The organism is Streptomyces sp. NPDC047315, assembly GCF_040643215.1.
GTDB lineage: Bacteria > Actinomycetota > Actinomycetes > Streptomycetales > Streptomycetaceae > Streptomyces.
Genome location: NZ_JBEYTZ010000002.1, coordinates 134254 through 152659 on the forward strand (window position 1 = coordinate 134254; position 18406 = coordinate 152659).

Here is an 18406-nt window from a genome sequence, read left to right on the forward strand (position 1 = left end):
AGCCCCACCACCCCGTCGGTGAGGGACACACGCTAGTGAGCACGTCCGCAGGCGATTCCGTCTTACGACAGTTTCTCGGCACTTTTTCCACAGCTCGTGCTACATCTCTCGCGCCTCCGCCCGGGACGCGGCGGCCGTCACGGCTGATCGTTGGCGATGGCGTTCAGCCGGGCGAGGTCCTCGACCTTGATGGCGCGGTAGCCCGTGGAGATGACACCCGCTTCGCGGAGCCGGCGGAGCGCCTTCTGCACGGTGGGCTCGGCCGCCCCGGACAGGGTCCCGAGCTCCGGTTGGGTGATCGGCCAACGGATCACGATGCCGTCGCCCGAGTGCTCGCCGTGGCTCAGCGCGACCTGGTACAGCACGCGGGCCAGCCGGGTGGGGGCGTCGCACCCCGTGAAGTCGACGCGGTAGCTGTTGGCGGCACGGAGCTTGGCGACGATGGACGCGTTGACCGCGTGCGCGATCGCGGGCTCCCGGTCCAGGAAGGCGAGGAAGCCCTTGCGGTCGAGCACCCTGGCGGTCACGATCCCGCACGTGGTGACCGTCGCCGACCGCGGCTTGCCGTCCACCGCGGCGAGTTCGCCGACCAGTTCCCCGCCCATGCGGACGGCCAGCAGCGCGTCCCGGCCGTCGCGGGTGCGCCCGGTCGCCTTGACCACGCCGTCGACGAGGAGCAGGACGAAGGCGGTCGCGTCGCCCTCGCGCATGAGGACGCGGCCCGCCTCGTACCCCACCCGCGTACCGAGCGCGAGGAGCCGGCCGCGGGCCGACGGGGCGAGGGAGCCGAGCAGGCTCGACCGGGGCCAGGTCCACTCCCTGCTCGCCGGCCGCTCGCTCCCGCCGCGGTACGGCGCCGTGCCGCTCATGCGTCCTCGCCTCCCGCCAACCGGTCGGACCCAGTATTGCTACGGGATTCCGGGCGTTCAATCAGTGCACAGTAGGCGTCCGACAGACGCGTCGACCGTCTTTCCCCGTTCCGACCCCAAGAGGTGCGCATGCATGTAAAGCCGGAGTACCGGGCCTTGTTCGCCGTGGACATCGAACGCTCGGCGGGACGCGGCGACTCGGCGTTCCTGGAGATCCGCCACGCCCTGCTGTCCGCGCTCCGCGAGTCGTTCGGGCGGAGCGGGATCGACTGGGACGCGTGCCTGTGCACCGACCTCGGCGACGGCATCCAGGTGACCGCACCGGCAGGGCTGTGGAAGACGAAGCTGATCCACCCGCTGATCCACGAACTCGACGCCCGCCTCCGCGCCCACAACCGGCTGGCCGGTCCGCTGACCCGGATCCGCGTTCGGATCGCCCTGCACGCGGGCGACGTCCACCTCCACCCCGACGGCCAGGTCGTCGGCCGGCCGCTCGAAGTGCTCGCCAGGCTGCTGAACGCCGCACCGACCCGGGTCGCCCTCAACCGGGCCCCCGACGCGGTCGCGGCGCTGATCGTCTCGCAGCACTTCCACGAGGAGACCGTCTGCCACGGTTATCCGGGGATCGATCCGGCCGCCTTCCACGATGTCACCGTCACGGAAAAGGAGTACGTCGCGTCCGCGTGGCTCCACGTTCCCGGCCGGCAAACCGGCCAGCGGACGAGCGCGCCCGCTCCGGAGGAAGCCACGCAACCCCCCGCAACCGCCGACCCCGTCCCACCAGAGCCCGACCCCGCCCCCAGCCCCAGCCCCAGCCCCAGCAAGATGCGCAACAAGGCCAAGGGGAACGGCTCCGTCTACGCGGTCCAGAACGGCACCCAGCACGTACGCGTCACCGACCGCAGGACCTGACTCCTGACGTCCCACCAGCCCGCGGACCTGACGGAAGACGCAAAGGAGCCCCGCACCTTCGCAGGTGCGGGGCTCCTTCGTTGGCTGGTGCGCCTAGATCACTTGGTGATCTTGGTGACCTGGCCGGCGCCCACCGTACGACCACCCTCACGGATGGCGAACTTCAGGCCCTCCTCCATGGCGACGGGCTGGATCAGCTCGACGGTCATGGTGGTGTTGTCGCCCGGCATGACCATCTCGGTGCCCTCGGGGAGGGTCACGACGCCGGTCACGTCCGTGGTACGGAAGTAGAACTGCGGGCGGTAGTTGTTGAAGAACGGGGTGTGACGGCCACCCTCGTCCTTCGACAGGATGTACGCCTGCGCCTCGAACTCCGTGTGCGGGGTGACCGAGCCCGGCTTGATGATGACCTGGCCGCGCTCGACGTCCTCGCGCTTGATGCCGCGGAGCAGCAGACCGACGTTCTCACCGGCCTGGCCCTCGTCGAGCAGCTTGCGGAACATCTCGATGCCGGTGACCGTGGTGGTGGTCTTCTCGGTCTTGATGCCGATGATGTCGACGGTCTCGTTGACCTTGAGGATGCCGCGCTCGATACGACCGGTGACGACGGTGCCACGACCGGTGATCGTGAAGACGTCCTCGATCGGCATCAGGAACGGCTTGTCCACGTCGCGCTCGGGCTGCGGGATCGCCTCGTCAACGGCGGCCATCAGCTTGAGGACGGACTCGCCCCACTCCTTGTCGCCCTCAAGAGCCTTGAGCGCGGAGACCTTGACGACCGGGACGTCGTCGCCCGGGAACTCGTACTCGGTCAGGAGCTCACGGACCTCGAGCTCGACGAGCTCCAGGATCTCCTCGTCGTCCACCATGTCGGCCTTGTTCAGGGCGACGACGATGTACGGAACGCCGACCTGGCGGGCCAGGAGCACGTGCTCCTTGGTCTGCGGCATCGGGCCGTCGGTGGCGGCGACCACGAGGATGGCGCCGTCCATCTGCGCGGCACCCGTGATCATGTTCTTGATGTAGTCCGCGTGACCCGGGCAGTCGACGTGCGCGTAGTGACGCGACTCCGTCTGGTACTCGACGTGCGCGATGGAGATGGTGATACCGCGCTGGCGCTCTTCGGGAGCCTTGTCGATCTGGTCGAAGGCCGAGGCCTCGTTCAGGTCCGGGAACGCGTCGTGCAGCACCTTGGTAATGGCGGCCGTGAGGGTCGTCTTACCGTGGTCGATGTGACCGATGGTGCCGATGTTGACGTGCGGCTTAGTCCGCTCGAACTTCGCCTTCGCCACTGGGGTCCTCCTGTGGAGTGGTTCTGTACGCCTTACTCATCGGCGCCAGGTGATCTTTGCTGGGATGCCGGGGCCCGGGGCATTCCCCACCGGTACGAACCGGTTCGCTGGGAAATGCCCCGAAGGCTCCGGGAACAAGCCTAAAGCGTGTACTCGGGTGAGTTACTCGCCCTTGGCCTTCGCGATGATCTCCTCGGCGACGTTCCGGGGAACCTCGGCGTAGGAGTCGAACTGCATCGAGTAGCTTGCGCGACCCGAGGTCTTGCTGCGGAGGTCGCCGACGTAGCCGAACATCTCCGAGAGCGGCACCAGGCCCTTGACGACCCGGGCGCCCGCCCGCTCCTCCATGGCCTGGATCTGGCCACGGCGGGAGTTGATGTCACCGATGACGTCACCCATGTAGTCCTCGGGCGTGGTGACCTCGACGGCCATCATCGGCTCGAGCAGCACGGGGCTGGCCTTCCGCGCGGCCTCCTTGAACGCCTGCGAACCGGCGATCTTGAAGGCGAGCTCGGAGGAGTCGACCTCGTGGTAGCCACCGTCGATGAGCGTGACGCGGACGCCCGTCATCTCGTAGCCCGCGAGGATGCCGAACTGCATGGCCTCCTGCGCGCCCGCGTCCACCGAGGGGATGTACTCCTTGGGGATGCGGCCACCGGTGACCTTGTTCACGAACTCGTACGCCGTGTCGCCGCCCTCGATGGGCTCGATCGCGATCTGCACCTTCGCGAACTGACCGGTACCACCGGTCTGCTTCTTGTGCGTGTAGTCCACGCGCTCGACGGCCTTGCGGATCGTCTCGCGGTAGGCGACCTGCGGCTTGCCGACGTTGGCCTCGACGCGGAACTCGCGCCGCATCCGGTCGACCAGCACCTCAAGGTGGAGCTCGCCCATACCACCGATGATGGTCTGGCCGGTCTCCTCGTTGGTGTGCACCTGGAAGGAGGGGTCCTCCTCCGCGAGACGCTGGATGGCGACACCCAGCTTCTCCTGGTCACCCTTGGACTTGGGCTCGATGGCGACCTGAATGACCGGCGCCGGGAAGTCCATGGACTCCAGGATGACCGGGTTCTTCTCGTCCGCGAGCGTCTCACCGGTGGTGGTCTGCTTCAGGCCCATGACGGCGACGATGTCGCCCGCGCCCACCGACTCGATCTCCTCACGCTTGTTGGCGTGCATGCGGTAGATCTTGCCGATGCGCTCCTTGCGGCCCTTCACGGAGTTCAGCACCGCGGTGCCCGAGTTCAGGCGCCCGGAGTAGATCCGGATGAAGGTCAGCTTGCCCAGGTGCGGGTCGCTCGCGATCTTGAAGGCCAGCGCGGCGAGCGGCTCGTCGTCGGACGGCTTGCGCTTGATGACGGTCTCCGCGTCCTTGACGTCGTGGCCCTCGATGGCCTCGACGTCGAGCGGGGACGGCAGGTAGCGCACGACCGCGTCGAGCAGGGGCTGGACGCCCTTGTTCTTGAACGCGGTGCCGCAGAACACCGGGGTGACCGTGGTGTCCGAGGACTTGCCGGACGCGATGGTGATGCGCCGGATCGCGGTGTAGAGCTGCTCCTCGGTGGGCTCCTGGCCCTCCAGGTAGAGCTCCATGATCTCTTCGTCGTTCTCGGCGACGGTCTCGACCAGCTTGCCGCGCCACTCCTCGGCGGCCTCGGCGTGCGTGGCCGGGATGTCGACGACGTCGTACATCTCGCCCTTGGCCGCCTCGGCGGACCAGACCAGAGCCTTCATGCGGACCAGGTCGATGACGCCCTTGAAGTCCGCCTCGGCACCGATCGGGAGCTGCATCACGATCGGCGTCGCGCCCAGGCGGCTGCTGATCATGTCGACACAGCGGTGGAACTCGGCACCGGTGCGGTCGAGCTTGTTGACGAAGCAGATGCGCGGGACGCCGTAGCGGTCCGCCTGACGCCAGACGGTCTCGGACTGCGGCTCGACACCGGCGACACCGTCGAAGACGGTCACGGCGCCGTCGAGGACGCGGAGCGAACGCTCCACCTCGACGGTGAAGTCGACGTGACCCGGGGTGTCGATGATGTTGATCGTGTGATCGACGTCTTCGAGCGGCCAGTGGCAGGTGGTCGCGGCAGACGTGATCGTGATGCCACGCTCCTGCTCCTGCTCCATCCAGTCCATCGTGGCGGCGCCGTCGTGGACCTCACCGATCTTGTAGCTCACACCGGTGTAGAAGAGGATGCGCTCGGTGGTCGTCGTCTTGCCCGCGTCGATGTGGGCCATGATCCCAATGTTGCGGACCCTGGCCAGGTCAAGCGAAGTGGTGGCCATGTGGCTCAGTCTTCTCTCGGTTCTCGATGGGGGTAGCGACTACCAGCGGTAGTGCGCGAAGGCCTTGTTGGACTCGGCCATCTTGTGCGTGTCCTCGCGCTTCTTGACCGAGGCGCCGAGGCCGTTGGAGGCGTCGAGCAGCTCGTTCATCAGGCGCTCGGTCATGGTCTTCTCGCGACGGGCGCGGGAGTAGCCGACGACCCAGCGCAGCGCCAGGGTGGAGGCGCGACCGGGCTTGACCTCGATCGGCACCTGGTAGGTGGCGCCACCGACACGGCGGGACTTGACCTCGATGGACGGCTTGACGTTCTCCAGCGCGCGCTTCAGCGTGATCACCGGGTCGGCGCCGGTCTTCTCGCGAAGACCCTCCATGGCGCCGTACACGATGCGCTCGGCGGTGGAACGCTTGCCGTGCAGCAGGATCTTGTTGATGAGCGAGGTCACCAGAGGAGAGCCGTAGACCGGGTCGATGATGACCGGGCGCTTCGGGGCGGGGCCCTTACGAGGCATTCTTACTTCTCCTTCTTGGCGCCGTAGCGGCTGCGGGCCTGCTTGCGGTTCTTGACGCCCTGGGTGTCCAGGGAACCGCGGATGATCTTGTAGCGAACACCCGGCAGGTCCTTCACACGGCCACCACGCACGAGCACGATGGAGTGCTCCTGCAGGTTGTGTCCCTCACCCGGGATGTAGGCCGTGACCTCGATGCCAGAGGTCAGACGCACACGCGCGACCTTGCGGAGGGCCGAGTTCGGCTTCTTCGGGGTGGTCGTGAACACACGCGTGCAGACGCCGCGGCGCTGGGGAGAGCCCTCGAGCGCGGGCGTCTTGTTCTTCTCGACCTTGTCCTGCCGGCCCTTGCGGACCAGCTGCTGGATCGTAGGCACTACTTCTCCGGTTTCTGTGTGCCGTTAGTAAAACTAACCTGGAACGTCGCCGACCCACGCGGTCGGGTGTGTCGAAGCTGCGGGGCTCCTCCGCAGAGCGGAGAGGGCGCAGATTACGGTGGCCGGTCAGAGGACTCGCCGTGCGGTTGAGGACACGCACAGGAGCCCAGGCACACCCCAGGCACAAGGTCTGAGCGTACCTACCGCACGGACTTGGGTCAAAACAAATGCCCACGCACGCGACAGCCCGGGCGACCTCGGAGAACGCCCCGTTCGGACGGCGTACGCAGGGGTGCGGCGCGCCGTACGGCGCTGGCCAGCAGGTCCGCGGCCCCGGGCGCGGTTTCGGCGGGGCCGGCGGCAGGGCCCGGCGGGGCGGCGGGGGTCGGCGGGGCTCGGTTCGCGGCGGATGGGGGTCGGCGAGGGTCGGCCGGGGGTCAGTCCGCGGTCCGGCGGCGCCCCTCCGGGCGTGCGTCGCCCTCGGCGGCGCTCTCGTCGTCGGGCTCCAGGAACTGGTTCACCACTTTGACGAAGACGCCCATCCGGTCGTCGGGGACGCCGAGCCAGCGCGCGAAGTCCTCCAGGGTGGGCCGGGGATCGGCCGGTGGCGCGAGGTCCGTTCCCAGCGGAAGTTCCTCGGGGGTGACCCGTCCGGACCTGATCAGCATGTCGCGCACGGACACCCCGAGGAGCGGGGCGATCCGGCGCATGGTCTCCAGGTCGGGCATGCTCTGGCGCTGCAGCAGACGGGTGACCGCGGCCCGGTGCACCCCTGCTTCGTCGGCGATCCTGGACTTTCCTCCGCCGCGCGGACTGTCGATGTCGTAGCCGCGCTCTCGCATCAGGCCCTCGACCCAGCCCGCGAACTCGTCCAGCCCATGAGTCGTCATGCAACTGCTCCTCACTAGCTTCAGATGCACACTCTAGCGTGCTTGCGCGCACGGAATTACGTGATCGAGGCTCCCCTGAGCGGCGAAACAGCAAAGATCCCTTCACATTTTAGTTGCGCGCACGCACGCAACATGTCAGGGTGACTGCCCATCCCACTCAGCGGTCACCTGAGCCCCTGGAGCCCCATGCGTCCCACGGTGTTCCGGCAGCCCTTGACCTTCGTCACACGCATTCGCCACCCGCACCGCTCGTCACACGCACCGTTCGTCATCCGGCCCTTCGGACCCTGGAGAGACGCCTTGCCCCTGCCCGACTCCACCCCCTGGCAGTTGTCCGCCGCGTGCGTCGGGCTCCCCCCGTCCGCCGTCTTCGCCCGCGGGGTCCAACAGGCGGCGCCCGCGCTGCGCGCCTGCGCCCGCTGTCCGGTGCAGCGGGAGTGCGAGGAGACCGTGGCGCCGGCCGAGAGCTGGTTCGACGGCGTCTGCGCCGGGCGGCTGTGGCGCAACGGGCGCCCGGCGTCGGCGGCGCGGATCGCGCGGGTCGTGGACCTGGACGCCGGCGTCGCCCGTACCGCCCGCACTGCCCTTGGGAGTCAGCTGTGACCGATCCCGTACTGCGCGACATCGCCCTGTGGACGGCGGCGCTCGTACGACAGTTCCCCGAGCTCGCCGAGGAACTCGCACCCGGCCGGCGCAGCCCCGTCGGCCCCGGGCCGACCGCGCCCCGCCCCGGCCTGGACGAACTCGTGCGCGAGGAGCGCCGCGAGGCCCTGCTGCTCCACAAGCTGCACGGCCTCACCGGCGCCGGGCGCGGCGCGGCGCCGATCCGGCTGCACGTGTCGGACGCCATCCGGGACGTGACCGACGGCGTGGTGGAGCTTGAGGAGGCCGTACGGGCCCGGCTCGGCCTGCCGCGCCCGGGCCGGGCGCCCGTCGTCGAACGGCTGCGACGGGTCACCGCGCTCCTGGACGACGTGGCCGCGGATCCGGTGCTCGCCCGGCACGTGCGCGACGAACTCCGCCGCATGGCGCGCCGCTGCGCGCGGGCCCTGGGCGACACGGAACTGGTCGTACGGGTCTCCGGGCGCTGCCCGTGGTGCGACTCGGTGTCGCTGCGGGCCTTCCCGGACCGGCGTGCGGTGCTGTGCGTGAACCCGGCGTGCACCTGCGACGACGAGACGTGCGGGTGCCAGGACGACCCGGCGTACCGGCACGTGTGGCTGGAGGAGCGGTGGGGGGAGCTGGCGGCGGCGGCCGGGTGCGGTGTGGAGCAGTTCGCGGCGGCGATGGAGGAGGTGCCGTGCTGAGGCCGGCACTGACGCCGACGCTCCTGCCCGGGCCGCTGGCCGCGGCGGAGGCGGGGGTCGCGCCGGCGACGATCCGCAAGTGGGTGCAGCTGGGTCTGCTGACGGCGGCGGGGAAGGCGGGGCGGGCGCAGTTGTTCCGCTTGGAGGACGTCTTCGCGGCGGAGCGGGCGGCGAGGCGGGGTGGGCGGGCGGGTGCGCGTCCCGCGCGGTGAGCTGACGACACAGACACGAAGCGCCTCGTGTCCCCGAACGGGGATGCGGGGCGCTTCCGCGTTCCCTCGCCCTGCGCCACTGGGCGACCCGCCGCGCCCCTGCGGGTGCGTTGCCCTCTGCGGCCCGGTGGTGGGCTTGTTCGCGCAGTTCCGCCCCCTACGCCCGGAGGGCGTGGGGGGACCCCCAGCGCCCCTCAATACCCCGCCGCTTCCCTGCGGGAGCGTTCATATCCGCGGCCCGTCTGTGGCTTGTCGCGCAGTTCCCCGCGCCCCTGTTTCGCTTCCCCCGTCACTTGCCTGCGGGCTGAGGGCAGGGTGTTTGGGGCGCTGGGGGGTGCCCCCGTGCCCGCAGGGCACAGGGGGAGGAACTGCGCGAGCAGCCACAGACGGGCCGCAGAGGGCAAGGAAGGCGCAAGGGCCGCGGGCACAGGGCGCGGTTAGTTGCGTGCGCGCACGCTCTCTGTCACAGTTGGCGCAGCGGCGGAGCTGTGCCCGGGGCAACCCCCACACAGCTCCGCCGTCCGCATTCGGGCGCCGCAGCGCACCCGCAACGCACCCGCAACGCCCGCCCCCCGCCACTTCACCGAGGTGATCCGACATGACCACACCCCCGGGTGCCTTCCCCGATGTCGAGGCGCTGGTCGTCGACATCCTCAAGGCCGACGCCGCCCTCGTCGCGACGCAGGCGCACATCGCGGTCGACCCGCCGCCCGGCTTCAACGGCACCACCCGCGCGGTGCTCGTCAACCGGCGCGGCGGCGCCTGGACCGGCGACCTGCACGTCGACATGCCGTTGATCGAGTTCGAGGTCTACGGGCCGACCAAGGCCGACGCGCACGTCCTGTGCAACGCGGCGCGGCGCGTACTGCTCGCCGCGATCGGCAGGACGTACGGCGTGAACGCGATCACCGACGTCGAGGAGGAGGACGGCCCGCGCTGGCTGCCCGACTACGTGTACCGCGCCGCGAACCGCTACGTCTGCGTGATCCGGCTCTCGCTGAACGTCTTCTGACGTTCGCCCCCGATCGAGGCCCCGCCGCCGGCGGGGCCTTTGCCGTACCCGGGCCCACCACCGGGTCCGTCTCACCCACCCACCAAGGAGATCCACCATGGCAGGAGCCAACTCGTCCGAGATCCGCGTCGCCGGCAGCGGCCGACTGTACGTCGCCGCCGCCGGTACCGAGGCGCCGGTCGCCTTCACCGACAACTCCAGCGCCGACTGGACGGCGGGCGGCTGGAAGGACCTCGGCTTCACCACCGCCGACGGCGTCACCTTCGCCAAGAAGGACAAGCTGGAGCCGGTCGACTCGTGGCAGGCCGTCAGCCCGATCCACTTCGTGTACTCGGACCGGGACCTGACGCTGAAGTTCTCGCTGCTCCAGTTCAACGAGGACACGCTGCCGTTCTTCATGGGCGGCGGCGAGATCAAGACCGAGGGCACGCCCCCGGCCACCACCGACGTCTACCGCTACGACATCGCCGAGCGCGCGTACGCCGACGTGCGCGCCCTCGGCCTGGAGTTCACCGACGTCAAGGCCGGCACCAACACCGCGGTGAAGTACCGCTTCGCCATCCCGCGCGGCCAGGTCACCGCGTCCGACGACATCAAGCTGGCGCGCAAGTCCGCGGCCACGCTCGGCATCACCTTCACGGCGATGTCCCGCGGCGAGGGCAAGGCGCTGGCGAGCTTCGTGATGAAGGACAACTCCTACTCCGCCACGGTCTGACCTCCGGTCCGACCCGCGCTCTGATCCCTGCTCCCTCCCGGGGGCGGTCGGCCGCGTGACCGCGCGCCGCACCGCCCCCGCCCCCTCTTCTTCTCCAGCACACGAACCGAGGAGTACGCGTCATGGCCCGTTTCGACGTCAACGCAGCCCGCGCCCAGCGCCTGGAGGCGCGCGGTCGCACCTGGTCCTTCGATCTGGACGGCGAGACCTTCACCCTCCCCACCGAGCTGAGCCGCGCCACCGCGAAGGCGCTGCGCAAGCTCGACGACAACGACGTGGACGGGCTGCTCGCGCTGCTGATGGGCGACGAACAGTTCGCCCGCTTCGAGGAGTACGAGCTCTCCATGCAGGACGTCGCCGCCGTCCTGGAGGCGTACGGCAAGGAGACCGGGCTCGGCCTGGGGGAAGGCTGAGCCTCGCCGCGTTCGTCGACGAACACGCCGAGGCCCTTGAAGCGGACCTGCTCCGCTACTACGGCGTCGACCTGCTGGACTGGCACCGGGGCGAACTCTCCAGCCGCCGGGTCGCGGTGCTGCTGAAGCACCTGCCGGCGGAGAGCGCCGTGAGCCGGTCCGTGCACGGGGAGGCCGCCGACTGGTCCGTCAGCGACCACCTGTTGGCGGCGGTCGTCGACCATCTCGCGGTCTCCAACTGGATGTTCGCGAGCGCCAACTCCGAGGAGGGCGACCAGCAGGATCCGCCCAAGCCGGTGCCGCGGCCGGGCGACGCGTCGAGCGACGCGTCACAGGACCCGGACGCGGAAGCCGACGGCGGAGCGAAGGCGCCGGCCCCCGCGGAGATCGCTCGGTTCTTCGGCTGATGCCACGGCCCCCGGAGTCCGCCCCGTTTCAGGGCGCGGCCTCCGGGGGCGGATCCGGCGTGACCCGTTCCACCCGTTCGACCCGTTCCACCTGTTCCACCCGTTCAACTCGTTTGACCCGTTTGGCTCGCACCACCCGTTCGACCCGTTCAGCTCGCTCGACCCGGTCAACCTGCTCGACCTGCCCGACCTGCTCGCCCTTCCCCTCGCGTGCCGTTCCTTCGGGCCGCCTCCCCCCACCGACCTGCGGCGGCAGCGGGGCCAGCGGCGGCACGATCGGCCGTCCGCGCTTGCCGCGCAGCACCTTGCGCATGATGCGCGCCGCCTGCCTCTCCCGTACCTCCCGTGCGGTGAGCAGCACGGGAGCCTCCTCGGCGACGACGTCCGGCACGGGCTCCGGAGCCGGCTCGGCCGGTACGGGCGGTACGGGCGGTACGGCCGGCACAGGACGGGCGGTCCACCCGTCGCTTCGATGGGGCTCCTCGTCGGCGGGTTCGCGCGCCTGCGCCAGCCCGTTGAGGTGCGCCCGCTCCTGGTGGGCGCGCTCCTCCGCGTGCACGACGACGTCCGGCGGTTCCATGAGGCGCGCGAAGGGCAGCGCGATCACCTGGGCTCCGTCGGTGCGCACCACGTCGGTGCGCCGGGGCACCCGGACGCCGCGGGCGACCAACTGGCCCTGGGCGTAGGCGTCTGCGATCAGCTTCTCGTACGAGAGCCGGATGCCGGGCAGCTCCTCCGCCACCGCATCGGCCCAGCCGGCGGTGAAGGCGGCCGTCTCCCGCCGGTCGACCTCGGCGCGCGGCAGCACGACGAGGTCGGAGGGGTGCAGCCCGTGCCGGAAGACCAGTTCGGAGATCCGGGCGAAGAGATGCGGCAGGTCAGGGGAGCAATCCAGCCAATCGATCGCAGAATCGTCCCGATCCGCCCCCAAGTTCCCGTCCATGTGTACGCAGTGCCTCCCCCACCCAGACGCCAAGAGGTCCAACGCCCCCCTGACGCGCGTCTTCTGACGCTCGTTCCATGGTGCATGTCTGGCCTTCACACGGGAGACACGGGTCGTTGACGCTCGACAACCCGAACCTTCACGCCCGACAATGATTCGCACATCAGTTCGAACAGCTCGATAGAGTCCAACGCCGGGGTCCGGCGACCGACCGTGATCCCGTCGCACCGGCACGTGATCGGAAGGCAGGGGACCATGACGCCTCACACCGGAGGAAGCCACGCGGGCAGCACGTTCCACGACCGGCTGGCCACGCTCCTGCGCACCCCTGGACCCCTCGATGTGAAAGCCCTGCTCGCCACCCTCGACGCGGAAGTCGCGGCTCGCGAGACCCACGCGTACAAGGCCGGCTGGAACGACGCGCTCGCGGAACTCCACGTGAGGCGCGCCTGACCTCCGGCCCCGCCCGTACGCCCCCCAAGCCACCCGCCCGCGCACTTCCCGGGCGGGTGGTTCGCGTGTGCGGGGCGCGCACGGGCCTCCGACGCAGCGATGCGAGGTAGAGATGGCTCAGACAGGACACGCGGAGATCCTGGAGAGGATCGCCGAGCTCAAGAAGGACATATCCGGCCTCAAGACCCCCGGCCAGGAGAGCAAGAACGCTAAGGACTACGTCACCGACGCCGAGTTGCAGGCCAAGGCCAAGGAGATCATCAAGGCGGTGGAGAAGGGGCCGAAGAAGGAGGAGAAGGCCCCGTGGGAAGCCATCCTCGAACAGCTCAAGCTGGGCCCGCTGGCCGGCGCGATCAAGGACTTCGGCACGGGGCAGATCATCCTCCTGGGTGCCATGGGCGCCCTGACGCTGCTCATCATGGGCCTCGGCGGCACGCTGCACGCCTTCAACCGGCTCTGGCTGCCGCTGAGCAAGATGCGCGAGCAGCGCAACATCCGCCTGGGCAGGAGCGAGCCGGACCCCAATGGGGAAGTCGGCCGGGTCTGGGGCAGGAACGACCGGGGCCGCATCGCGACGATGCGCCCCAGTGAGGCCCTCGCCGCCCCCGCCCTCCGGGTCATCCGCTCCAACATCAACACGCAGCAGCTCAGCGCGCACGAGCGGGTCATCGGCCGCCTCATTCCGCAGGTGCGGAAGTTCAACGAAGAGATGGCCCGGTCGCCCAAGTCCAGCGAGGTGAAGAAGCTCGCGAGCGCCGCCGAGAAGCTGAACACCGCCCTCGGCAAGCCGAAGTTGCAGCCCGACCACCTCCGCCAGGTCTGGATCCAGGTCGGCGCGCTCGACCGGAAGACGAAGGAAGTCAGCCCCGCCCACCTGAACAGCATCGCCTCGGCCGCCGGGCGACTCTCCAGCGCCACGGGCACCCTCACCACCCGCTTCAACAACCTCACGACCGCCGCGGGGCGCGCCGCCGCCGCGGTCGGCACCAGCTGACCCGCCCCCCACCGAAAGGAGGGCGGGATGAGTCTCGTCCGTTCCATGAAGAACGCCACCACCTCCCTGAATTCCTTCAGGTCCTCGGCGAACGGCGTCGCACAACCCATCCGCAACATCGGCAACGCCAGCAGCAGCGCATCCGGCAAGATCCGCTCCCTGCGGTCCGCCTCGCAGTCCTCCAGCACCCAGCTCCGTCGGCTCAAGACCGCCTGCGACCAGGCCGACCGCGCGATGAAGAAGGCCGGCAACACCGGGCAGTCGTCCGGCGCCAAGCTCGGCCGGTTCAAGACCGGCGCCGACCGCGCCGCCCAGGGGCAGAACCGGCTCAACCGCTCCATGCGGGGGAACTTCCTCGTACGGCTGCTGGAGCTGTTCATGCCGCTCATCGAGACCGTCGTGCAGATGGCGGCCCGCTCGCGGACCATGCAGCGGGTCATCCGGACCGCGTTCAACGCGATCCGCACCGTCATCAGCACCGTCATGAAGGTCGTCGGGCCGATCATGCGCAAGGCCGGCTCCCTGATCAAGTCGGTCTGGAACGGGATCCGACGGGCCATCTCCACCGTCGTCAAGGCCGTGGCGACCGTGATCCGGACCTACGTCAACACCTGGCGCCGCATCATCACCACGGTCATGAACGCCATCCGGTCGACCATCCGGGCCGTCTGGAACGGCATCAGGGCCGTGATCACCCCCGTCGTCAACTGGATCCGCAGCGCGATCCCGTCCGCCTTCCGGGCCGTCAAGGACCGGATGTCCAGCATCTGGAACGGCCTCAAGGACATCGCCTCCAAGGCGTTCAACGGCATCAAAGACGGCGTCCGCACCCCGATCAACGCCGTCATCCGGCTGATCAACTCCATGATCGGCAAGCTGAACGGCATCAAGGTCAGCATCCCCGGCTGGGTGCCGATGGTCGGCGGCAAGACCTTCGGCGTCAACCTGCCCACCATTCCCCAACTCGCCGCCGGCGGCGTCGTCCAGCCGCGGCGCGGCGGCGTGCACGCCATCCTCGCCGAGGCGGGCGAGGCCGAGGCCGTGCTGCCGCTGTCCAAGCTCGACCGGCTGCTGGCGCTCACCGCCAAGCGGGCCAAGCTCGCCCAGGCCAAGGCGCGCGCCGGCGGCGGACGCGCCGGGCTCCACATCGAGCACTACCACGCCGCCGCCGGCAGTGACCCGCAGGCCACCGCCAACGCCCTGATGTTCCTGGCGAAGGCCCGCGGATGAGCTCCCTCGCCGCCGCCCTGCCCCTGAACCCGCTGCGCAACGCCGGCACCTCCGCCGGCAGCCTCAGCCGTGGCATCGGCGGCATGTCGGACCAGCTGGGGAAGCTGGCCTCCGACATCCGCCGGGCGGCGTCCGGGATCGACCGGGTCGGCCCCGCACTGCGCACCGCGCTCCCCGCGCTACAGCAGCTGCGAAACGGCGCGTCGACCGGCGCCGCCTCCGCCAACAAGATCGCCCGCTCCACCGCCTCCTCCGGCGTCCGCCGCTTCGGCACCGCCGCCTCCCGCGCCCGCACCTCCGTCGCCAAGCTCGGCGGCGGACCGCTCGCCGCGGTCCTCGGCCTGATCGTCTCCATGGTCGACGTCGCCGCCCTGCTCAGCGGGATCATGGGCGGCTTCGGCACCGTGCTGACCATCGCCTCCGTCGCCATGACGGCGGTCAACACCGCCATGCGGGCCAACCCCCTCGGCTTCGTGCTCGGCATCGTGATCCCGCTGGCCGCGTACCTCATCGAGTACGCGATGAGCACCAAGACCGGCCAGCGGATCGCCCGCCAGGCGTTCGACGCCGTCCTGCGCGGGATCAGGGCCGCGATCGCGGTCATCGGGCCGGTGATGAAGGCCGCCGGCAACGGCGTCAGATCGGCCTTCCGCACCGTACGCAGCCTGATCGGCGGCGCGCTGCGCGGCATCGGCGCGGCCATCGGCGGGATCTCCCGGGCCGGCTCCGCCATCAGGTCCGCGGTCACCGCGCTGCGGGCGATCGCCTCGCGCGCCTTCCGCGGGCTCAGGAGCGCGGTCGAGCGGCCCCTGAAGTGGGTCAGGGAGAACGTGCCGAAGTTCTTCACCCGGGCCAAAGAGGCGGTGTCCAAGACCCTGCGGGGCATCGGCGACTTCCTGGAGAGCGGCGCCCAGACCGTGCTCGGGGTCATCAAGGGGCCGATCAACGGGCTGATCGCCTTCGCCAACTGGGTCATCGACGGGCTGGGGAAGCTCAGCGTCAACATCCTCGGCAAGAAGTTCGGCGTCGACCTCGACAAGCTCCCGATGCTCGCCGACGGCGGCGTCGTCTTCCCCCTCGACAACGGCGGCACCCCGCGCATCGCGCCCGCCGAAGACCTCGACCACCGGCCGGTGTCCACCGGCCCCGAGGTCCCGCACGGCCCGCGCCGCATCGCGCACTTCCGCGAGGAGCCCGGCGCCGGCCCCCGCGCCACCGCCGAGGACCTGCTCTTCCTCGCCACCAGCGGCTGCGCCTGAGCGCCCGTCCGCGTCACCGGTCCAGCGCCGCACGCGCCTTCGCAGCCGCGGACGAAAGCCGCACGCGAGCGAAAGCCGCACGCGAGCGATTCGAAGCCCTACGAGAGTGAGGTGACGGCCCCATGGCCGAGACCACCAACCCCTACACCGCCGACCTCGCGCCCGGCTCGCTCATCACCCAGGACGGGCAGATGCAGTGGGCCGGGCTCCTCATCGGCACCGGCACCCCCTTCGACCTCGACCGGGCCGGCCTCACCGGCTGGGAGGACCTGCCGGAGTACGACTCGTCCGACGCCGAGCGCCCCACCTCGCACGGCGCCTGGCCCGGCGCCCGCTACGCCAAGCCCCGCAAGGTCGGCGGCACCGTGTGGATGGCGCCGGCGGCCGGCGAAGGCCCGGCCGCCCTGTACGCGCTGCGCCAGGCGTTCGCCCTCCTCGACGAGGAACGCTGGCTCGCCGTCCGGCTGCACGGCGAGGTGCTGGCCGTACGCGCCCGGGTCAGCCAGCGCGTGGTCCCCGCCGACCGGGTCTTCGCCACCCAGGGCGCGGCCAAGGCGTCCGTTCAGTGGACCGCCACCGACCCGCGGCGCTACCAGGTCACCGAGCAGCGGGCGATCACCGGCCGCCCGGAGCCCGAGTCGGGGCTGACCTGGCCGTTGACCTGGCCGCTGAACTGGGGACAGGCCAAGAGCACCGGCGACGTCGTCGCCGAGAACACCGGCTCCGCACCCGCCCACCCCGTGATCGTCTTCCGCGGTCCCTGCGCCATGCCGACCATCACCGAGCGGATCAGCCGGCGCCGGCTGCGCTACGCGATCGACCTGGCCCTGGGCGAGGAACTGGTCGTCGACACCGGCGAGGGCACCGTCACGCTCAACGGCACCGCCTCGCGTCGCCACACCGCCATGGGCGACTCCAGCCCCGAAGAGCTGTTCACGCTCGAACCGGGCCGCTCCGAACTCTCCTTCCGCCCCGACTCGGCCGGCCCCCAGGCCCAGATGACCGTCCGCTGGCGCAGCGCCGAGTGGTGACGCGCACCCCGCAAGCCCGCCCCGCCGCCCGCCACCAGCCCCCGAGGTGAATCATGACCGTACGCGCCACCTGGCTCACGCCCACCGGACAGACCCGCGAGGACACCCGCCTCGCCCAGTCCACCCTGCTGACCCCCGTCGGCACGAGCTCCACCGACCCCACGCTGCGCTCCCGCTCAGGCATCGTGCCCGGCGGGTTCGTCCTGTCCCAGGCCGGCCCGATGTCCTGCACCATCGGCACCGGCCGGGCCGTCATCCAGGGCCACGACAACGCCCAGGGCGCCTACACGGTGGCCGTCACCTCCCCGGAGACCCTGAACTTCGCCGACGGCGACCCCCTCCACGGCCGGATCGACCTGATCGAACTCGCCGTGCTGGACAAGGACTTCGACCTCGGCGGCACGGGGACGCACGAGGCGGTCGTCCGCGTCGTCCAGGGCACCCCGTCGGCCACCCCCGCGATCCCCGCCAGCGGGCCGGGCAGCGCGATCCCGCTCTACTCCGTCCGCGTCCAGACCAGCGCTTCCGCCGGCACCGGCGGCATCCTCTGGGCCTCCGCCACCACCCCGCAGCACTACGCCACCGCCGCCCTCGGCGGCATCACCCCGGCGGGCGGCGCCGGCTTCAAGGGTGCGTACGTCGGCCAGTACCGGGACACCAACAGCCAGCTCCAGCGCTGGGACGGCACCGACTGGATCGCCTATCCGCGGGCCGTCGGCGGCATCGCGTCCAGCGAAGTGACGGCGGGTGCGTACGTCGGTCAGTACCGGGACGCCGACGGCACCCTCCAGCGCTGGGACGGCAACAGCTGGACGTACGCCGAGGGCCGGTCGAGCGTGCTGTTCAGCGTCGTGCAGTCGGCGCAGCAGACGATCCCGAACAACGCCTGGACCGTCGTCACCTTCCAGGGCCTCGACATCGACGACGCCCGCGCGTGGAACGGCCGGGACGCCTACGTCGTCAAGCGGGCCGGCTGGTGGCGGGTGTCGGGACACGTCGCCTGGTCCGGCGAAGCCAACCCGGCCGGGGGCCGTGGTGCGCGACTGATGGTCAACGGAGTCGGCCTGCCCCGCGCGACCTGGCAGACCGCGTCCGCCGTCGCGGCGGTCACGGTCGGCGGCACTGCCCTGGTCAAGCTCGCCGTGAACGACACCATCCAGCTCGCGGCCAACCAGACCCAGGGCGCCTCGATCAAGACCCTCGGCGGCTCCGGCTACTACACCAACCTCCACGCCGAGTGGATCCGGTCCTAAGACGCGTCCCGCGCCCCATCCCGTACGACGTACGACAGGAG

At 70.4% G+C, this 18406-nt stretch carries 21 protein-coding genes; 14 read left to right on the forward strand and 7 right to left on the reverse strand.

The window, feature by feature from the left end; translation table 11 throughout:
* Window positions 1-137: 137 nt before the first annotated feature.
* Window positions 138-869, reverse strand: coding sequence for a Crp/Fnr family transcriptional regulator (locus ABZ842_RS02490; RefSeq protein ID WP_361530325.1), 732 nt, complete (start codon window positions 867-869; stop codon window positions 138-140).
* A gap of 129 nt (window positions 870-998) precedes the next feature.
* Here ABZ842_RS02490 and ABZ842_RS02495 point away from each other — a divergent pair, with 129 nt between their 5' ends.
* Entirely contained in the window at window positions 999-1781 is a 783-nt protein-coding gene (locus ABZ842_RS02495) for a hypothetical protein (RefSeq protein WP_361530328.1), read from the forward strand.
* Window positions 1782-1879: 98 nt separating this feature from the next.
* On the opposite strand, the gene tuf is transcribed toward ABZ842_RS02495, so the two are convergent.
* The 5 genes from tuf to ABZ842_RS02520 all read right to left on the reverse strand — a co-directional run bounded on the left by tuf (window position 1880) and on the right by ABZ842_RS02520 (window position 7136).
* Complete coding sequence (gene tuf, locus ABZ842_RS02500) at window positions 1880-3073, reverse strand: elongation factor Tu (RefSeq protein ID WP_361530331.1); 1194 nt, start codon at window positions 3071-3073, stop codon at window positions 1880-1882.
* Between the two features lie 162 nt (window positions 3074-3235).
* On the reverse strand, window positions 3236-5362 hold the full coding sequence (fusA, locus tag ABZ842_RS02505) for an elongation factor G (protein WP_361530334.1): 2127 nt from the start codon (window positions 5360-5362) through the stop codon (window positions 3236-3238).
* Between the two features lie 39 nt (window positions 5363-5401).
* The gene (gene rpsG, locus ABZ842_RS02510) at window positions 5402-5872 is read right to left on the reverse strand and encodes a 30S ribosomal protein S7 (protein WP_361530337.1); all 471 of its coding nucleotides are present in this window, start codon (window positions 5870-5872) and stop codon (window positions 5402-5404) included.
* 2 nt (window positions 5873-5874) lie between these two features.
* Window positions 5875-6246 (reverse strand): 30S ribosomal protein S12, encoded by a 372-nt coding sequence (gene rpsL / locus ABZ842_RS02515; RefSeq protein WP_003948652.1) that lies wholly within the window; start codon window positions 6244-6246, stop codon window positions 5875-5877.
* Between the two features lie 437 nt (window positions 6247-6683).
* The gene (locus tag ABZ842_RS02520) at window positions 6684-7136 is read right to left on the reverse strand and encodes a helix-turn-helix transcriptional regulator (protein ID WP_361530340.1); all 453 of its coding nucleotides are present in this window, start codon (window positions 7134-7136) and stop codon (window positions 6684-6686) included.
* 300 nt (window positions 7137-7436) lie between these two features.
* On the opposite strand from ABZ842_RS02520, the gene ABZ842_RS02525 reads away from it, so the two are divergent.
* The 7 genes from ABZ842_RS02525 to ABZ842_RS02555 all read left to right on the forward strand — a co-directional run bounded on the left by ABZ842_RS02525 (window position 7437) and on the right by ABZ842_RS02555 (window position 11202).
* Entirely contained in the window at window positions 7437-7739 is a 303-nt protein-coding gene (locus ABZ842_RS02525) for a WhiB family transcriptional regulator (protein WP_361530343.1), read from the forward strand.
* On the forward strand, window positions 7736-8443 hold the full coding sequence (locus tag ABZ842_RS02530; protein WP_361530346.1) for a hypothetical protein: 708 nt from the start codon (window positions 7736-7738) through the stop codon (window positions 8441-8443). The genes ABZ842_RS02525 and ABZ842_RS02530 overlap by 4 nt, the downstream gene beginning before the upstream one ends.
* On the forward strand, window positions 8437-8655 hold the full coding sequence (locus ABZ842_RS02535; protein ID WP_361530349.1) for a hypothetical protein: 219 nt from the start codon (window positions 8437-8439) through the stop codon (window positions 8653-8655). Before ABZ842_RS02530 ends, ABZ842_RS02535 begins: the two co-directional genes overlap by 7 nt.
* 598 nt (window positions 8656-9253) lie before the next feature.
* Entirely contained in the window at window positions 9254-9667 is a 414-nt protein-coding gene (locus tag ABZ842_RS02540; protein ID WP_361530352.1) for a hypothetical protein, read from the forward strand.
* Between the two features lie 97 nt (window positions 9668-9764).
* Window positions 9765-10382 (forward strand): phage tail protein, encoded by a 618-nt coding sequence (locus ABZ842_RS02545; RefSeq protein WP_361530355.1) that lies wholly within the window; start codon window positions 9765-9767, stop codon window positions 10380-10382.
* 122 nt (window positions 10383-10504) lie between these two features.
* Window positions 10505-10795, forward strand: a complete 291-nt coding sequence (locus ABZ842_RS02550) for a hypothetical protein (protein WP_361530358.1) — start codon at window positions 10505-10507, stop codon at window positions 10793-10795.
* 149 nt (window positions 10796-10944) lie between these two features.
* Window positions 10945-11202, forward strand: a complete 258-nt coding sequence (locus ABZ842_RS02555) for a hypothetical protein (protein WP_361530361.1) — start codon at window positions 10945-10947, stop codon at window positions 11200-11202.
* A 28-nt stretch (window positions 11203-11230) separates the two neighbouring features.
* Here ABZ842_RS02555 and ABZ842_RS02560 read toward each other — a convergent pair whose 3' ends face one another.
* A complete protein-coding gene (locus ABZ842_RS02560; protein WP_361530364.1) occupies window positions 11231-12145 on the reverse strand; it encodes a hypothetical protein in 915 nt (304 codons plus the stop codon).
* A 255-nt stretch (window positions 12146-12400) separates the two neighbouring features.
* Between ABZ842_RS02560 and ABZ842_RS02565 the strand changes: the two genes are divergently transcribed.
* The 6 genes from ABZ842_RS02565 to ABZ842_RS02590 all read left to right on the forward strand — a co-directional run bounded on the left by ABZ842_RS02565 (window position 12401) and on the right by ABZ842_RS02590 (window position 18365).
* The gene (locus ABZ842_RS02565; protein ID WP_361530367.1) at window positions 12401-12598 is read left to right on the forward strand and encodes a hypothetical protein; all 198 of its coding nucleotides are present in this window, start codon (window positions 12401-12403) and stop codon (window positions 12596-12598) included.
* A gap of 112 nt (window positions 12599-12710) precedes the next feature.
* Complete coding sequence (locus tag ABZ842_RS02570; protein WP_361530370.1) at window positions 12711-13592, forward strand: hypothetical protein; 882 nt, start codon at window positions 12711-12713, stop codon at window positions 13590-13592.
* A 27-nt stretch (window positions 13593-13619) separates the two neighbouring features.
* Window positions 13620-14822 carry a phage tail protein gene (locus ABZ842_RS02575; protein WP_361530373.1) on the forward strand — a complete coding sequence of 401 codons (1203 nt, stop codon included), beginning with the start codon at window positions 13620-13622 and terminating at the stop codon, window positions 14820-14822.
* Complete coding sequence (locus ABZ842_RS02580) at window positions 14819-16081, forward strand: tape-measure protein (protein WP_361530376.1); 1263 nt, start codon at window positions 14819-14821, stop codon at window positions 16079-16081. The genes ABZ842_RS02575 and ABZ842_RS02580 overlap by 4 nt, the downstream gene beginning before the upstream one ends.
* Before the next feature lie 122 nt (window positions 16082-16203).
* Window positions 16204-17112 (forward strand): phage tail protein, encoded by a 909-nt coding sequence (locus tag ABZ842_RS02585; RefSeq protein WP_361530379.1) that lies wholly within the window; start codon window positions 16204-16206, stop codon window positions 17110-17112.
* 53 nt (window positions 17113-17165) lie between these two features.
* Window positions 17166-18365, forward strand: a complete 1200-nt coding sequence (locus tag ABZ842_RS02590; RefSeq protein WP_361530382.1) for a hypothetical protein — start codon at window positions 17166-17168, stop codon at window positions 18363-18365.
* Window positions 18366-18406 lie beyond the last annotated feature (41 nt).

Bases quoted from the DNA above. Each gene is read 5' to 3' on its own strand.
- ABZ842_RS02490 (WP_361530325.1), bottom strand. From the start codon at position 869: ATGAGCGGCACGGCGCCGTACCGCGGCGGGAGCGAGCGGCCGGCGAGC.
- ABZ842_RS02585 (WP_361530379.1), top strand. From the start codon at position 16,204: ATGGCCGAGACCACCAACCCCTACACCGCCGACCTCGCGCCCGGCTCG.
- ABZ842_RS02590 (WP_361530382.1), top strand. From the start codon at position 17,166: ATGACCGTACGCGCCACCTGGCTCACGCCCACCGGACAGACCCGCGAG.
- rpsG (WP_361530337.1), bottom strand. From the start codon at position 5,872: ATGCCTCGTAAGGGCCCCGCCCCGAAGCGCCCGGTCATCATCGACCCG.
- ABZ842_RS02575 (WP_361530373.1), top strand. From the start codon at position 13,620: ATGAGTCTCGTCCGTTCCATGAAGAACGCCACCACCTCCCTGAATTCC.
- ABZ842_RS02545 (WP_361530355.1), top strand. From the start codon at position 9,765: ATGGCAGGAGCCAACTCGTCCGAGATCCGCGTCGCCGGCAGCGGCCGA.
- ABZ842_RS02495 (WP_361530328.1), top strand. From the start codon at position 999: ATGCATGTAAAGCCGGAGTACCGGGCCTTGTTCGCCGTGGACATCGAA.
- fusA (WP_361530334.1), bottom strand. From the start codon at position 5,362: ATGGCCACCACTTCGCTTGACCTGGCCAGGGTCCGCAACATTGGGATC.
- ABZ842_RS02550 (WP_361530358.1), top strand. From the start codon at position 10,505: ATGGCCCGTTTCGACGTCAACGCAGCCCGCGCCCAGCGCCTGGAGGCG.
- ABZ842_RS02565 (WP_361530367.1), top strand. From the start codon at position 12,401: ATGACGCCTCACACCGGAGGAAGCCACGCGGGCAGCACGTTCCACGAC.
- ABZ842_RS02540 (WP_361530352.1), top strand. From the start codon at position 9,254: ATGACCACACCCCCGGGTGCCTTCCCCGATGTCGAGGCGCTGGTCGTC.
- ABZ842_RS02520 (WP_361530340.1), bottom strand. From the start codon at position 7,136: ATGACGACTCATGGGCTGGACGAGTTCGCGGGCTGGGTCGAGGGCCTG.
- ABZ842_RS02580 (WP_361530376.1), top strand. From the start codon at position 14,819: ATGAGCTCCCTCGCCGCCGCCCTGCCCCTGAACCCGCTGCGCAACGCC.
- ABZ842_RS02570 (WP_361530370.1), top strand. From the start codon at position 12,711: ATGGCTCAGACAGGACACGCGGAGATCCTGGAGAGGATCGCCGAGCTC.
- ABZ842_RS02560 (WP_361530364.1), bottom strand. From the start codon at position 12,145: ATGGACGGGAACTTGGGGGCGGATCGGGACGATTCTGCGATCGATTGG.